Annotated in this window: 14 protein-coding genes; 10 read left to right on the forward strand and 4 right to left on the reverse strand. The window is 45.6% G+C overall.

Translation table 11 applies throughout. The features are described from left to right. Positions 1-24 precede the first annotated feature (24 nt). The gene (gene pfp / locus TM_RS01485; RefSeq protein WP_004083005.1) at positions 25-1,284 is read right to left on the reverse strand and encodes a diphosphate--fructose-6-phosphate 1-phosphotransferase; all 1,260 of its coding nucleotides are present in this window, start codon (positions 1,282-1,284) and stop codon (positions 25-27) included. A gap of 217 nt (positions 1,285-1,501) precedes the next feature. On the opposite strand from pfp, the gene TM_RS01490 reads away from it, so the two are divergent. The 5 genes from TM_RS01490 to proB are packed head-to-tail and all read left to right on the forward strand — an operon-like array spanning position 1,502 to position 6,686. Then, positions 1,502-2,605, forward strand: a complete 1,104-nt coding sequence (locus TM_RS01490; protein ID WP_004083006.1) for a citrate synthase/methylcitrate synthase — start codon at positions 1,502-1,504, stop codon at positions 2,603-2,605. Next, complete coding sequence (locus tag TM_RS01495; RefSeq protein ID WP_004083007.1) at positions 2,598-3,854, forward strand: 3-isopropylmalate dehydratase large subunit; 1,257 nt, start codon at positions 2,598-2,600, stop codon at positions 3,852-3,854. The genes TM_RS01490 and TM_RS01495 overlap by 8 nt, the downstream gene beginning before the upstream one ends. Before the next feature lie 13 nt (positions 3,855-3,867). After that, entirely contained in the window at positions 3,868-4,368 is a 501-nt protein-coding gene (locus TM_RS01500) for a 3-isopropylmalate dehydratase small subunit (RefSeq protein ID WP_004083008.1), read from the forward strand. A 12-nt stretch (positions 4,369-4,380) separates the two neighbouring features. Continuing rightward, the gene (locus tag TM_RS01505; RefSeq protein WP_004083010.1) at positions 4,381-5,628 is read left to right on the forward strand and encodes a glutamate-5-semialdehyde dehydrogenase; all 1,248 of its coding nucleotides are present in this window, start codon (positions 4,381-4,383) and stop codon (positions 5,626-5,628) included. Between the two features lie 2 nt (positions 5,629-5,630). Beyond that, the gene (gene proB / locus TM_RS01510; protein ID WP_004083012.1) at positions 5,631-6,686 is read left to right on the forward strand and encodes a glutamate 5-kinase; all 1,056 of its coding nucleotides are present in this window, start codon (positions 5,631-5,633) and stop codon (positions 6,684-6,686) included. Positions 6,687-6,711: 25 nt separating this feature from the next. Here the strand turns inward: proB and fsa are convergent, their stop codons facing one another. Together fsa and TM_RS01520 are read right to left on the reverse strand one after the other, a co-directional pair. Then, positions 6,712-7,368 carry a fructose-6-phosphate aldolase gene (gene fsa / locus TM_RS01515; protein ID WP_004083013.1) on the reverse strand — a complete coding sequence of 219 codons (657 nt, stop codon included), beginning with the start codon at positions 7,366-7,368 and terminating at the stop codon, positions 6,712-6,714. 98 nt (positions 7,369-7,466) lie between these two features. After that, on the reverse strand, positions 7,467-8,414 hold the full coding sequence (locus tag TM_RS01520) for a carbohydrate kinase family protein (RefSeq protein ID WP_004083014.1): 948 nt from the start codon (positions 8,412-8,414) through the stop codon (positions 7,467-7,469). A 108-nt stretch (positions 8,415-8,522) separates the two neighbouring features. Between TM_RS01520 and TM_RS01525 the strand changes: the two genes are divergently transcribed. After that, on the forward strand, positions 8,523-9,296 hold the full coding sequence (locus TM_RS01525; protein ID WP_004083016.1) for an SDR family NAD(P)-dependent oxidoreductase: 774 nt from the start codon (positions 8,523-8,525) through the stop codon (positions 9,294-9,296). Positions 9,297-9,308: 12 nt separating this feature from the next. Beyond that, positions 9,309-10,262, forward strand: a complete 954-nt coding sequence (locus TM_RS01530) for a mannitol dehydrogenase (RefSeq protein ID WP_004083017.1) — start codon at positions 9,309-9,311, stop codon at positions 10,260-10,262. Between the two features lie 43 nt (positions 10,263-10,305). On the opposite strand, the gene TM_RS01535 is transcribed toward TM_RS01530, so the two are convergent. After that, positions 10,306-11,340, reverse strand: coding sequence for a LacI family DNA-binding transcriptional regulator (locus TM_RS01535; RefSeq protein WP_004083018.1), 1,035 nt, complete (start codon positions 11,338-11,340; stop codon positions 10,306-10,308). 237 nt (positions 11,341-11,577) lie between these two features. Between TM_RS01535 and TM_RS01540 the strand changes: the two genes are divergently transcribed. The 3 genes from TM_RS01540 to TM_RS01550 all read left to right on the forward strand — a co-directional run bounded on the left by TM_RS01540 (position 11,578) and on the right by TM_RS01550 (position 15,370). Continuing rightward, positions 11,578-13,413: an ABC transporter substrate-binding protein gene (locus tag TM_RS01540; RefSeq protein WP_004083020.1), complete on the forward strand. Its 1,836-nt coding sequence runs from the start codon at positions 11,578-11,580 to the stop codon at positions 13,411-13,413. 64 nt (positions 13,414-13,477) lie between these two features. Further along, positions 13,478-14,482, forward strand: a complete 1,005-nt coding sequence (locus tag TM_RS01545; RefSeq protein WP_004083023.1) for an ABC transporter permease — start codon at positions 13,478-13,480, stop codon at positions 14,480-14,482. An 18-nt stretch (positions 14,483-14,500) separates the two neighbouring features. Next, the gene (locus TM_RS01550) at positions 14,501-15,370 is read left to right on the forward strand and encodes an ABC transporter permease (protein WP_004083025.1); all 870 of its coding nucleotides are present in this window, start codon (positions 14,501-14,503) and stop codon (positions 15,368-15,370) included.

Here is a 15,370-nt window from a genome sequence, read left to right on the forward strand (position 1 = left end):
CCCGAGATGGGGCTCATGAAAGTTTTATGGAAGCTCTGTCGTATGCCAGTATTTCTTTTTGAATTCTTCAGGTTCCATCTTTGCGAGCTTTGCTAGTTTTTCGAGAGTTTCGGGATCTTCGAGATCTTTCTTTTCCAGCCTTATCATGTATTTTCTTGCTACTCTGTAATCTTCCGATCGAACATCCACCACTCTCACCTTTGTCCTTCCGGTCTTTGGATCCATGAAAGCGTCGAAGGGAAGAATCTTGATTCTGCCACCAACCACGCACACCATCCCGCCAGGGAGATCGGAATAGTCTCCAAGGAGAAATCTCACTGCACCGTAACCGAGTGTTCTGGTGTATACTATGTCGAAAGGTATAGGGCGTGCGCTTCTGAGTTCGTATCCTATTGTGACATCGACGATGTGGATTCTTTCACCTCTTTCAGCGTATCTCCTCTCGATCGCCCGTTTCAGAATGGTGGCGAGCGGGATCTCTGCAAGTCTCAGGTGTCCGTGTGGGTCTTTTTCGACTATCACACCGGGAATGTTGGCGAGTTCTTCAGGATCCATCTTTTCTGCGATACCTTCACCTATGACCGCCACTCCATCGTCTCTTCCCATGAGTTTTCTCTTGAGAATCGCTCCATCAAGAACGTCGCACACTTCTTCGAGCGTCACTCCCTCTTTGAACTCTTCAGGAATGATCGTGATCGTTGCACTCGCCGCTTTTCCAACGCCGAGAGCGAGGTGCCCGGCTTCTCTTCCCATCATGGCCACAAAGTACCACCTGTTCGTTGTTCTTGAGTCTTGCATGAGATTGTAGACGAGCTCTGTGGCTACGTGACGAGCTGTTTCGAAACCGAACGTGGGCATGTTCTCCGGAAGAGGGAGATCGTTGTCTATAGTCTTTGGAACGTGGACCACCTTTATTTCGCCCTTCGATCTTTCACACACTTTGCTCGCGGAGAACGCGGTGTCGTCCCCGCCGATAGTAACAAGATACTTTATCCCGAGCTTTTTGAGAGTCTGAACTGTCTTCTCGAGGGTTTCTTCGGATTTGGCAGGATTCACCCTCGAGGTTCTGAGAATGGATCCACCTTCGATGTGGATTCTGGAGACATCTTCGATGGAAAGTTTTTTCACCATATTCGTTTTTCCCTCTACGAGGTGTTTGAATCCATCGTATATTCCGATCACTTCGAGTCCGTTGTTTATAGCTTCGATGGTAACAGAACTTATCACACTGTTGATTCCAGGTGCCGGCCCTCCACCAACGAGTATCCCCAATCTTTCAGCCACTTCAACCCCTCCCCTTGCTTAATGTCTTCAAAACATATTCTACCAATTTTTCTGCGAAAGTGTTAAATCTTTTTTGAAATGAAAAGCATTAAAATGCCAGCCTGTGCCATGCAGTACTGTTTAACTTTACCTTCAAGTTTGTATGGTAAAATTTCCCAAAGCCCTCCTTCATTTTTAATCGTTCCAGTGTATAGTTATACAACACGGAGGTGTTATTTTGATACAAAAGGGACTGGAAGGCGTCAAAATATGTGAAAGTTCGATATGCTATCTGGATGGCATCAACGGAAGGCTCTACTACCGAGGAATACCGGTTGAGGAACTCGCGGAAAAATCGACCTTCGAAGAAACGGCCTACTTTCTCTGGTACGGAAAGCTTCCCACAAAGAGTGAGCTTGAAGAATTCAAAAGGAAAATGGCAGATTACAGAGAGCTTCCTGCAGAAGCCCTTGGAATTCTTTACCATCTTCCGAAAAACCTTCATTACATTGATGTTTTGAAGATATTCCTTTCTATTCACGGTTCCATGGATGGGAACGATGAGGATCTCAGAGAAAAAGCCATCAGGGTTGCCAGCGTCTTTCCCACAATACTGGCGTATTACTACAGATACTCTAAAGGAAAAGAACTGATAAGGCCAAGAAAAGACTTATCACACGTTGAGAACTTCTACTACATGATGTTCGGAGAGAGAAACGAAAAGATCCGTCTTCTGGAATCTGCGTTCATTCTTCTCATGGAGCAGGATATAAACGCTTCCACCTTTGCCGCGCTCGTGATAGCCTCCACACTCTCCGATCTTTATTCCTGTATTGTAGGGGCTCTCGGTGCACTCAAGGGTCCTCTCCACGGTGGTGCAAGTGAAAAGGTTCCACCCATGCTGGAAGAGATCGGAAGCGAAGACAGGGTGGAAGAGTTCGTTCAAAAGTGTCTGAAAGAGAAAAGAAAGATCATGGGATTCGGGCATCGAGTTTACAAAACTTACGATCCGAGAGCGGTGTTTTTGAAGAGAGTCCTTCAGGAACACTTTCCAGATAGCAAACTGTTCAGAATCGCCAGCAAGCTGGAAGAATACATCGTTTCCAACAAGATCAAAAACATATACCCGAATGTGGATCTGTATTCGAGCGTTCTCTTCGAAGAACTCGGTTTTCCAAGGAACATGTTCACTGCCCTGTTTGCAACTGCGCGTGTTGTCGGATGGACCGCTCATGTGATCGAATACGTGAGTGACAACAAGCTGATCAGACCAACCAGTGAGTACGTGGGTCCTATGGATGTCGAATACATTCCTATCGAGCGGAGGGATGAGAATGGGTAAGACACTCGCAGAAAAGATCTTTTCTGAACATGTTGGAAGAGACGTGAAAGCCGGAGAAATCGTACTCGCGAGAGTGGATATAGCCATGGCCCAGGATGGAACAGGCCCTCTGATGATAAACGAATTCAGAGAACTCGGTTTCAAAGAAGTGAAGGTCCCGAAGGCCTTCCTCTTCATCGATCACGCTTCTCCGAGCCCGAGGAAAGAGCTTTCGAACTCGCAGAAGATGATGAGAGAATTTGGAAAAGAGATGGGAGTCAAGGTTTTCGATGCGGGAGACGGAATATCCCATCAAATCCTCGCGGAAAAATACGTGAAGCCCGGCGATCTGGTAGCGGGTGCGGATTCGCACACCTGCACTGCCGGTGGGCTCGGTGCTTTCGGAACAGGAATGGGTTCCACGGATGTTGCGATCATCTTCGGGCTTGGACAGAACTGGTTCAAAGTACCTGAGACGATCAAAGTTGTGGTGAACGGGAAGCTACAGGATGGAGTTTACGCGAAGGACATCATTCTCGAGATCGCGAGAATTCTGGGAAGCGACGGCGCAACTTACAAAGCGTTGGAGTTCCACGGAAGCTGTATCGAAAATATGAATGTGGAGGACAGACTCACCATCTCCAACATGGCGGTGGAAGTGGGAGCGAAAGCGGGTCTCATGCCCTCTGATGAGAAGACCAGAGAATTCCTGAAAAAGATGGGAAGAGAGGAGGACTTCAGAGAGTTGAAAGCAGATCCAGACGCGGTTTACGAGACAGAGATAGAGATAGATGCCACCACACTCGAACCACTCGTCTCTTTGCCTCACTATGTGGACAACGTGAGAAAGGTGAGCGAGGTTGAAAAGGAAAAGATAAAGATAGATCAAGTTTTCATAGGAACCTGTACGAACGGAAGACTCCAGGATCTTGAGATCGCTTTGAAGATTCTTGAGAAACACGGAAAGCATCCGGATGTGAGGCTGATCGTTGGTCCTGCTTCAAGGAAGGTCTACATGGACGCCCTTGAAAAGGGAATAATCAAGAAATTCGTTGAACTTGGAGCGGCAGTTATACCACCTGGCTGTGGCCCGTGTGTTGGAATTCACATGGGTGTTCTTGGAGACGGAGAGAGGGTACTTTCCACGCAGAACAGAAACTTCAAGGGAAGAATGGGGAATCCCAATGCGGAGATATACCTCGCTTCTCCTGCAACGGCGGCAGCCACCGCGGTAACTGGATACATCACAGATCCAAGAAGGTTCATTTGAAGGAGGGTGAATCATGATAAGGGGAAGAGTCTGGAAGTTCGGTGACAATATATCGACTGATCATATAGCGCCTGGAAGGTACTTTCATCTGAGGAACAATCTCGAGGAGCTCGCAAAACACGTCCTGGAAGATGCCATGGAGGATTTCGCGAAGAAGGTGCAGAAAGGTGACATCATCGTGGCTGGCAAGAACTTCGGACTTGGTTCTTCCAGAGAACACGCTGCGCGCATCATAAAGATCGCTGGTGTTTCCTGTATCGTGGCGAAGTCTTTCGCAAGGATCTTCTACCGAAACGCCATCAATGTGGGCCTTCCAGTCATAGAGCTCAAAGAAGTCGACGAGATCAACCAGGGAGACGAACTTGAGATAGATCTCGAAAACGGTGTTTTGAAGAACCTCACAACGGGAAAAGAATACAGATTCACTCCAATTCCGAAGTTTCTCCTCGAAATACTGAAAGAAGACGGTATAGTGAACTATCTGAAAAAACACGGTTCCTTCCCGAAGGTTTAGGGGGTGAGGATTGTGGATGAACTCCTCGAGAAGGCGAAGAAGGTACGAGAGGCTTGGGATGTTCTGAGAAACGCTACGACGAGGGAAAAGAACAAAGCGATAAAGAAGATAGCCGAGAAACTCGATGAGAGGAGAAAAGAAATCCTCGAAGCGAACAGAATCGACGTGGAAAAGGCCCGCGAGCGGGGTGTGAAGGAGTCTCTCGTTGACAGACTCGCTCTGAACGATAAAAGAATCGATGAGATGATAAAAGCGTGTGAGACGGTGATTGGACTGAAAGATCCCGTGGGAGAAGTGATCGATTCTTGGGTGAGAGAAGACGGACTCAGAATAGCGAGAGTGAGGGTTCCCATCGGTCCGATAGGGATCATTTACGAATCCAGGCCGAACGTCACCGTGGAGACCACGATCTTGGCCTTGAAGAGCGGTAACACCATACTGCTCAGGGGCGGATCCGACGCTTTGAACTCGAACAAGGCGATAGTCTCAGCCATAAGGGAGGCGCTCAAAGAAACCGAGATTCCGGAAAGCTCCGTTGAGTTCATCGAGAACACCGACAGATCCCTCGTTCTTGAGATGATACGGCTCAGGGAATATCTCTCCCTTGTCATTCCACGTGGTGGATACGGCCTCATCAGCTTTGTGCGTGACAACGCGACCGTTCCGGTACTGGAAACAGGTGTTGGAAACTGTCACATCTTCGTCGATGAGAGCGCCGATCTGAAGAAGGCTGTTCCGGTCATAATAAACGCGAAGACACAAAGGCCTGGTACCTGTAACGCTGCAGAGAAACTGCTCGTTCATGAGAAGATAGCGAAGGAGTTTCTTCCTGTGATCGTGGAGGAGCTGAGAAAACACGGCGTCGAAGTGAGAGGCTGTGAAAAGACCAGAGAAATCGTGCCGGACGTGGTACCGGCTACTGAAGATGACTGGCCCACCGAGTATCTGGACCTCATCATCGCCATCAAAGTGGTCAAGAATGTGGACGAGGCGATTGAGCACATAAAGAAATATTCCACAGGACATTCCGAATCGATTCTGACTGAAAACTATTCGAACGCTAAAAAGTTCGTTTCAGAAATCGATGCCGCAGCCGTTTACGTGAACGCTTCGACCAGATTCACAGACGGCGGGCAGTTCGGTTTCGGTGCCGAGATCGGAATCAGCACCCAGAGATTCCACGCAAGAGGTCCCGTGGGGCTCAGAGAGCTCACCACGTACAAATTCGTCGTTCTTGGAGAGTATCATGTGAGGGAATGATTATGAAAGTCGTTGTAAAGGTTGGAAGCAACCTGCTTGTGGGAAGTTCTGGCTTGAGAAAGTCTTACATCGCAGAACTCTGTCGCGAGGTTGCACGTTTGAAAAGTCAAGGGCACGAAATTTCCATCATCACATCTGGGGCCCGCGCTGCGGGCTTTACTTATCTTGGAAAAGGAAAGAGAACACAGGACCTTCACATAAAACAGGCTCTCTGCGCTGTGGGACAGGTCCAGCTCATGAAGGTGTACGAAAACGCCTTCGATTTCTATGGCATCAAAATCGCCCAGATCCTGCTCACAAGGGACACTTTTTCCAACAGAAAAAGGTACCTGAACCTCAGAAACACACTGATCGGACTCTCGGAGTTCGATGTTGTACCCATCGTGAACGAAAACGACACAGTTGCAACAGAGGAGATCACACTCGGTGACAACGACACGCTCGCTGCCATGTTCTCGATAGCCTGGGATGCGGACTTCCTTGTGCTTTTCACAACGGTGGATGGAGTCATCGATGAGAACGGAAAACTCGTCGAAAGATTCGACGAGTCGGTGAAACTGAAAGATATGGGAAAGAGCAGCTGGGGAACTGGTGGTATCAGATCCAAGATAGAATCTGCGTTGATGGCTTCAAGATGCGGTGTGAAAGCGACCATATGCAGCGGAAACGACGTTTCAAACCTCACAAGGTTTGTGAAGGGAGAACCTGTCGGTACTGTTTTTGAACCACAAGGACGCTTGAAAGCAAAAAAAGCCTGGATTGCCTTTCTCTCAGAACCTGCAGGAAAGATATACGTAAACAAAGGAGCTGAAGAGGCACTCAAAAGCGGTAATAGCCTTCTGCCTGTTGGTGTCACAGGTGTGGAAGGAACGTTCGATGTGGGAGATGTGGTGGAGATAGTGAACGAAGAAGGAGAACTCGTCGGTCGAGGGATCGTGAATTACTCGTCTTCGGATCTGGAGAAAATAGCGGGTCACAAATCTTCCGATTTGAAAAAGATCCTCGGATACGAAGGAAACAAGGTGGTCGTTCACATAGACAACATGTGGGTAGCTTAAAAAAGCCCGCCGGGTGGCGGGCTCTTTATTTCTTCAGGTTCTCCAAATACTTTTTCCAGTCTTCCATGAACCTTTCTATTCCAAGATCCGTCATCGGGTGTTTGAAGAGTTTCTCCAGCACGGCAAATGGCATCGTCACGATATCCACACCCATAAGTGCTGCTTCCACCACGTGCATTGGATGTCTGATGCTTGCGGCGATGATCTCGGTTTCGAAACCGTAGTTGTTGTAGATCTCGACGATTTCTCCAAGCATTCTCATTCCGTCGTTTGAAAGATCGTCCATCCTTCCAACGAAGGGGCTCACGTAGGTTGCTCCCGCTTTCGCGGCCAGAATGGCCTGGGCTGGGCTGAACACGAGTGTCACGTTTGTCTTTATACCCTCTGCAGAGAGAGTCTTCACCGCTTTGATGCCATCGGGTGTCATTGGTATCTTGATCACCACGTATTCGCTGATCTGAGCGAGTTCTCTCGCCTCTCTCACCATGCCTTCGTAGTCGAGAGACACAACCTCCGCAGAAACGGGACCTTTCACCAGATCGCAGATCTCTTTCACTCTCTGTTTGAACTCTGCTCCTTCCTTTGAAATCAGTGTTGGATTCGTCGTTACTCCATCCACGATACCCCATTCAACACCTTTTTTGATCTCTTCTAAGTTTGCTGTGTCCAGAAAGATCTTCATCGTTTCACCTCCCAGAAGCTATTCTCTCTTATTTTCTTTAAGAGCTCGATAGGAGTTTTTGAAAATCTCTGTTAGTCTTTGGTTGATAAGAAGTTAACTCAACGTTCCTGATTTGATAGAAACATTTCAACTTCATCTAACACCGGCATAGCATCTACACCGCCTACTCTTGTGATAACGATAGCGGCGACGGCGTTGGCGAACTTTCCTATCTCGACAGCGTCTTCGATCGTTTCAGGTGTTTTCTCCAGATACTTGTGTATCACAGCGGCTGTGAACGAGTCTCCGCACCCCGTGGCATCCACAGGTTTTACTTTGAAAGAAGGAACCATACGTTTTTCTCCTTTGAACTTCACAAGACATCCCCTTTCTCCCATGGTCACAAAAAGCAGGCCGTTTTCCTTGATCGGAATTTTGTCAACGGCCGTTTCTAAATCTTCCTGGAAGATGTATTCCAGATCCTTGTCGCTGAGTTTTACGATATCTACCTTCGAAGAGATCTCGAGAAAGTCCTTCACGAAGGTGTTTCTGTCTTCTATCAGTGAGGGTCTCACGTTCGGATCGTAAGAGACGGGCTTCCCTTCTTCCAAAAACGTTTCCATCACTTTCAAATAGGCGCTTCTCGATGGTTCAACGGCAAGAGAGTATGATCCGATGTGAAGGAAAGAAAATTGTGCGGGGTCGATGTTCACTTCTTCCGGTCTCAGATTCGTATCGGCTGGTTTTTCTCTGAAGAAGACGAAATCCGGATTTCCCTGAGCGTCTCTTGCCACAAAAGCGAGGGTAGTCTTACAAGAAGAATCGAAGATGATGTGTGTTGTGTCTATGCCTTCTTTTTTCATCACCTCAAGTAGGAACTCGGAGAACTGGTCTCCTCCAAGTTTTCCGAGAAAAGAAACCTCTCTTCCCAGTCTTTTGAGAGCAACGGCGACGTTCAGGGGAGAACCTCCCGCTTTCTTTCTGAAGAGCTCACTCTGTGAAAGGTTCTTTCCTTTGTCCTCTGAGATGAAATCAATGAGGATTTCACCGGTGCAGAGAACATTCACAAGAATACACCTCCGCCGGAAAACGATTTTCTATTTCATCTTCATTATACTTCAAGGCGAAGTGTGTTAATATTGTGTTGAACTGTTATTTTTCCGGGAGGGATCGTTGTGAATATTCTTGAAAAGCTTTTCTCTTTGAAAAGAAAGGTAGCTCTGGTGACTGGTGGAGGACAGGGCATCGGGAAGGCCATCGCCCAGGCGCTGGCAGCGGCGGGTGCAGCTGTTTTGATCATGGACATAAACGAAGAAACAGCCAGAAGAACGGTCGAAGAGATAAAAGAGAAAGGTGGCGAAGCAGATTTCTATGTTGGGGATGTGACGAAAGAAGAAGATTGTTTTGGAGCGGTCAAAAAGGCGCTGGATAGGTGGGGGAAACTCGACATAGGAGTCAACAACGCGGGAATAGGAGACTGGTGTGAAGCGGAGAATTATCCGGTTGAGAAGTGGAAAAAGGTCATAGACGTGAATCTGGTTGGGGTGTTTCTTTCCGCAAAAGCGGAGTTCCACGCTATGAAGGAAAGAAAATACGGAAAGATCATAAACATCGCGTCCATGTCCGGACACATCGTGAACAAACCTCAGAAGCAGACAGCTTACAACGCTTCGAAAGCGGGTGTGATCCATCTCACCAGATCTCTGGCCGCCGAGTGGGCCCCGTACGGAATCAGGGTGAACAGCATAAGCCCCGGATACATCAGAACACCTCTCATAGAATCTCCAAACGTGAAAGATCTTGTTCCCCTCTGGCTCGACATGATCCCTCTTGGAAGACTGGGAGAGGTGGACGATCTGATAGGAGCTGCTATCTTCCTTGCAAGTCCCGCCTCAGATTACATGACAGGGCACGATCTTGTGATAGACGGAGGCTACACCGTCTGGTGAGGAGGTTAGAATATGAAAGTACTTTTGATAGAAAAACCCGGTGTTGCGAGTGTTGTGGAGAAAGAGATACCCGTTCCCGGTGAAGATCAGACCCTCGTGAAAGTACTCGCGTGCGGTATCTGTGGAACCGACTACAAGATATTCTCAGGAGGCACCAACGCCAACTATCCAGTTGTTCCAGGGCATGAGATCGTCGGCGTCGTTGAAAGATCGGGTGTTTTCGAAAAGGGGCAGATGGTTGTGATCGATCCCAACAGATCCTGTGGGAAGTGTGACTACTGTAGAAAAGGTATGTCTCAGTTCTGTGAAAACCTTCAGGCAACGGGCGTGACAGAACCAGGAGGATTTGCGGAATACGTGCTCGTGGAGAACTCACAGGTTTATCCTGTGAGAAATGTACCCGCAGAGAGAGCCGTTTTCGCAGAACCGCTTTCCTGTGTTCTCGAAGGAGTGAAGATGGTGAAACATGGATTCTACGACAGAATCCTCGTAGTCGGAGCAGGTAGTATAGGTGTGATTTTTGGTCTGATCTTCAAGAAAATTTTTCCGGGTGCAGAAATAGTCCTTGCGGAGAAAGACGAGAAACGTGCGGAATACGTTGTGCAAACTTTTGGATTGAAAGTGGATGAACCAAAAGGAGAGTACGATCTTACTGTCGAGTGTTCTGGTACGGTGGAAGGGTTCAAAACTTGCTTTGAACACACAGGAAAAGGTGGAATGCTCCTTCAGTTCAGCGTCATCTCCAAAGACAAGATGGTTGAGATCTCACCGTTCGAGATCTACCGAAAGGAGATGAAAATACTCGGGTCCTATCTCAATCCTTTCACAATGAAAGAAGCGGTGAAGATCATAGAATCTGGAGAGTTTCCCTTCGAAAAACTTGTCACCGATCGTCTGGATCTTGAAGGGGTGAAAGAATACCTGTCGTCTCACAAAAAGGCATTGATGAAGGGAATTTTTTCTTAATTAAGCTAATTCCCGTCGAGAGTTTTAAAGAAAAACATTCTTGTCACGAGAAATCTTTTAGTGTTTTTATTGTTCTGACGGAAGATCGCTCCACGAATTTTACCTTTAACACAACTTGCATACGGGGAGATGGTTTCTTTCTATTTTTCATTCTGTCTAAAAGAATTGTTGCTGCTATCAACCCTATTTGTTGGGGGTCTTGTCTTACACAAGTTATCGGCGGATCGAAGATTTCGTTCCAATATGCATCATCGAAACTGACAAGGGATATGTCTTCTGGTATTTTTATATTCAGCTCCTTAGCAGCTTTTAATACTCCTAAAGTCATCAGGTTATTTCCAATGACAATAGCTGTCGGTCTTTCCTGACTTGTCATTATCCTCAGAAAGGATTCATATCCACCCTGTTCAGAGGATCTTCCGTCTCTTATCCACTCTTCGCGGATCTCTATGCTGTCCTTGAAGAGGAGAAAGCCCTTTAATCTTTCTTCTCCAGTAAAAGAACCTCTTAAAGGATGTATGAGACCGATTTTTTTATGGCCATGCTTTACAAGGTAATTAACAAGTATTTCCATTCCTTCTCTATTATCTGAAATTACAAAGTCAGAGTCTACACCTTCTACTAGCCTGTCGAAGAAAACCACGGGAATTTTGAAGTGATTGATTATACTGTTGTATATATCCTTATTTTCCTTCACATTCACAGGCGCAGAAAGAATTCCCTCTACTTTTTGATCGAGGAGAAGTTGTAAATGCTCCCTTTCCTTCACAGGATCGTCATCAGTTGAACAAAGTATAAGTCTGTATCCGAGATGAAACAATGATTTCTCTATACTTGAGACGATATCTGCGAAGAAATTAGCGCTTAACTCAGGTATGAGAACACCAACAGTTCTAGTATTTCCCTTTTTTAAACCCAGAGCCATTAAATTTGGGGTATACCCAATTTCTCTGGCTTTTTCCAGTATTTTCTCCCTCAATTCACTGCTGACACCGGGTTTTCCAGAAAGAGCTCTTGAAACAGTGGAAATTGAGACACCAAAATATTCTGCAATGTCTTTTAGAGTAGCTTTTTTCATGTTGTTGCCTCCCTGTACTCTTCTCTTAATCACTTCATTCACTATTATAACGTTTCCCACGAACTAAGCAAACGTTTGCGTAAATGTGATATGAAAAAATATGGAACGATAAGTTATCATATTTCTTTTTAATTTGAAATAATCGTCTTTTTTGAGATTTTGAATGAAAATGTTTTCATAGTAATCTTATGAGTAAGCTTTACTAAAAACAAAACTTTTTTTTAAGGGGGTGTTTTTATGAAAAGGTTTCTTTTTGTGGCGGTGCTGTTCACCATTTTTGCAGCAAGTTTTGCGCAATTTTTGAATGTTCCCAGAGAACAAACAGTTATAGTACCGGGTCCTAAAACAGCAAATCCGGGAGACTTCAACGTGATAGCAGGATGGAAAGATCCACACAGGGGGATTCAGCAGTTGTTGCTCGAACCACTCTGGATGGATGATCCTGTGAGAGGAGAGATTATTAACGCGCTGGCAGAAACTGGCCCTATTTACAATGAAGATTTTACCAAAATGATTGTAAAACTCAGAAAGGGTGTTTACTGGAGCGATGGTGTACCTTTCACAGCGGACGACGTGGTTTTCACAGTAGAAATGTGCATGAAATATCCAGAAATGGCAAGGCACATGGAATTCAACGAATACATAGACAAGGTCTACAAAGAAGACGACTATACCGTGGTTTTTGAACTGAAGAAACCCAACACAAGATTTCACACGTATTTCATAGACAGATGGGGATACTGGTGGCCCATGCCGAAACACGTTTTTGAAAAGGTTGAAGACCCTGTTGGATTCACTTTCAACCCACCCGTTGGCACAGGTCCTTACGTTCTTAAAGACTACGATCCAGCGGGATACTGGGTTCTCTGGGAAAGAAGGGAAGATTGGCAAAGGACACCGACTGGTATGATTTTTGGTATGCCCAAGCCGAAATATGTGCTCTTCTATGCTTACGAAACAGATGAAAAAATTACTTTAGCATTTCTCCAGAATCAACTTGATGCTGCGGGTATAGGTCCTCAAGCCCTCAAGGCACTCCTCAAAAGAAGCAAGTATGTGAAGCTTTATTCAGATTTCCCATTCGTCCCTCTCGTTGATCCCGTCGTCGGAGGAATCACCATCAACACCGCAAAATATCCGTTCAACATGAAAGAAGTAAGATGGGCTCTGGCTCTCGCACTTGATATTGTGAAACTCTCAGAAACCGAAGAAGGTAACATGCTGATATCTGCGCTTCACATACCGCCACTTCCTCTCTACAGGAAGCTCTACTATGAACCTCTGGAGGAATGGTTGCAGAATCTCACCGTGAACGGTGTAAAGGTGTACGATCCAGACGTTCCCTTGAAGATCGCTGAAGTTGCGAAAAGATACGGCTGGAACGTGCCTGATGACCCTGAAAAGATAAAACTAGGTGTTGGAAGTGGCTGGTGGAAGCATCTCCCGGATGTCGCTGAACAGTTGTTGCTCAGTGTAGGTTTCAAGAGAGATAAAAATGGAAAATGGCTGTTGCCGAATGGAACTCCTTGGAAGATCCAGCTTGGAACGAATCCGAACGATCTTGTAGCCTTCGGTGTTGCTCAGCAGTGGAGAGAGTTTGGTATAGATGTTGATGTCATCACAACTTATATTTCAGGTATAAACGAAGGGAACTTTGAGGTGCTGATAACTGGAAACTGGCCTGCTCCAGAGCCATGGGGAGGCCACGCTGATCTTCACAGAACACTTTACTTCTTCCATTCAAAATATCAAAATAAACCTCTTGGAGAAGGTGTAGGACATGTATCAAGATGGTTTGACGAAAGACTGGATAAAATCATAGACGAAATGGAAAAGCTGGATTGGAACGATCCCCGAAATATAGAATTTGGAAGAGAAGGACTGAAAATACTGGCAGAAGAGCTTCCCACCATACCAATTGGAACTATAGGAGTGTTAACCACAGCCCTTGTCTACAACGATTACTACTGGACCAACTGGCCAACTCTTGAAAATCCATACATGATGCCTTATTGGCACTGGTCACAGTTTAAGTATCTCCTCACCTTCCTTGAACCAACTGGAAGGAAATAACATTCCCCCGCCCCAGACGGGGCGGGCTCTTCTTTGAGATTAGACATAAGGAGTGAGAAAAATTATGAAATTTATAAAAAGCTACCTCATTCCAAGATTGATTCAGTATGTGTACATGGTCGTAATAGGTATAACCCTTGTTTTCCTCATACCAAGACTATCACCAGTAGACCCTATCGAACAGATTTTGAACACGAGATTAAGAATACAAAACACAACACCTGAAGCCGTTATCAAGATGAGGGAAGTTATGGAAGAGCTTTATGGACTGAAAGGCACTCTGTGGGAACAGTACGTTAATCTCTGGAAGAGACTCTTAAAAGGAGATTTTGGTCCATCGATGGTCTATTATCCTGCATCGGTAATAAGCTTGATCAGAAACTCTCTTCCGTGGACCATAGGTCTCCTTACTTTGACAACACTGATCTCATGGGTTTTAGGGTTGGTAATAGGCGCTATATTAGGATATTACAAGGAATCTTTTGGTTCCAAGATTCTTACGGGTATTCTTATGGCTATAAATCCGATACCTTACTATATCTTTGCACTTACACTCCTTCTCCTGTTTTGTTACGTGTTTCCAATTTTTCCACTTGGTGGAGGTTTCTCTGTTGGACAAAAGATCTCTCTTAGCTGGTCTTTTATTCTTGATGTTATAAAACATGGGACATTACCAGCACTGTCTCTTATTATTCTTGGTTTTGCAGGTTGGGGATTGGGAACGAAAATACTCGTTCAAAATCTTCGAGAGGAAGATTACGTTGTTTATGCCAGAATGATGGGATTGAGGAATAGCAAGATTTTATTTTCCTACGTTTTGAGAAATGCTATGCTCCCTCAGGTTACCGGTCTTGGTTTATCTCTTGGTGGAATATTCGGAGGTGCGATGATGACAGAAATTCTCTTCACCTATCCAGGTATAGGGACATTGGCTTATAACGCTGTCAGGGCCAACGATTATAATGTCATGATTGCTATAAGTTTTTTCTCAATCATAGCGGTTGCAACTGCTCTGTTGATACTGGACCTTCTTTATCCTCTGATAGATCCTCGTATAAGGTATAGATAAAAGCAAGGAGTGATCCTGATGAAGAGGATTCTGAGATTGTTTTTCGATATGTGGGAAGATCTAAGATTCAAGTACGCAGTCACAGTTCTTACTGCTTTGGTTCTTCTTTCGATTCTTTCCATTTTTTCTCCTTATGATCCTTACAAATGGTATGTGTTACCAACAAATCAACCACCTTCTTTAGAGCATATCCTCGGAACGGATGGGAAAGGTCAGGATATCTTCTGGCTTCTAACTTTTTCCCTGAAGAATTCTCTGATACTTGCAACAATCGCGGCTGTTTTTTCCAGAATCATAGCGATAACAATAGGAATGCTATCAGGATATCTTGGAGGAACTACGGACAGAATCCTCATGGCTCTAACGGATACATTCATGGTCATGCCTGTTTTTCCCCTCTTACTTCTCTTATCTTCTCTCATAAAGAACTATTTAAGCCTTCCAATTTTGGGACTGATAATAGGTGTCTTTGGATGGGCAGGGGATGCCCGCGTAATAAGATCCATGATTCTAAGCTTGAGAGAAAGAGAATTCGTTGTTACTTCGAAATTTTCCGGTATGAGAACCTTTGAAGTCGTCTTTGGTGATTTTGTACCATATTTGATCCCTGTTATCTCGGGTGGATTCATTGGAAGTATGATGGGTGCCATCGGTTTCGAAATTGTCCTGGCGATACTAGGGTTCACTCGCGTGGAGATTCCCACACTTGGATCCATGTTCCACTGGATGATAAATTTCCAGGCCATGCTCCTTGGATACTGGTGGTGGGTTCTAACACCAATAGTAACGGCTGTTTTCCTTTTCACGGCTCTCTACACACTTTCTCTGAGTATAAACGAATACCTCGATCCGCGAACGCGGATGCAAAGAATAGGGGCGGTGAAGTGA

Source organism: Thermotoga maritima MSB8, assembly GCF_000008545.1.
In the GTDB taxonomy this organism is placed as follows: Bacteria; Thermotogota; Thermotogae; order Thermotogales; family Thermotogaceae; genus Thermotoga; species Thermotoga maritima.